Annotated in this window: 1 protein-coding gene; it reads left to right on the forward strand. The window is 45.0% G+C overall.

The window, feature by feature from the left end; genetic code table 11:
• Nucleotides 1-454: hypothetical protein (locus tag ACFQEU_RS17845; RefSeq protein WP_465261194.1), on the forward strand; the 454-nt coding region annotated here is incomplete at its 5' end.
• Nucleotides 455-544: the final 90 nt, after the last annotated feature.

The following is a 544-nucleotide window of genomic DNA, read 5'->3' on the forward strand; positions in this document are numbered from 1 at the left end:
GTCGCACGATCGGCACTTACTGCGCAACACCGTGGAAGAATTTTGGTTAGTGCATCAAGGCCGAGTTGAAATTTTTGATGGCGACCTAGACGCCTACCATCAATGGGCACAAATTACCTTACAAACCAGCCTGTCGACACGAGCACAACAAGCGAATGAAGACAGCGACCTAAAAATTGACCGAAAAGTTCAGCGCCAGCAGGCGGCGGCGCAGCGCGAAAAACTTAAGCCCCTGACGCAAAAACTTAAGAAAGTTGAGCAAGAAATGGAAAAACTACAGGCTCGGCTAACGGACGTTGAAACCCTTATGGGCGATGCGGATTTATACCTCAGTGAAAATAAAGAGAAAATGCAAAAACTCCTCAAAGAACAGGGCGAACTAAAAAGCACGCTTGAAAATGCGGAATTACAATGGCTCGAAATCAGTGAGGCTCTGGAACAAGCCAGCGTGTAGTTTTTTTACCAAAAATATCTTCATAACCAACGAAAAATTCATGACTCAAGAGTCATAGACTGTTATAGCTTCGAGCGAAGATCCACTCTA

It is taken from the genome of Halorubrum tibetense (assembly GCF_042661865.1).
Classification (GTDB): domain Archaea; phylum Halobacteriota; class Halobacteria; order Halobacteriales; family Haloferacaceae; genus Halorubrum; species Halorubrum tibetense.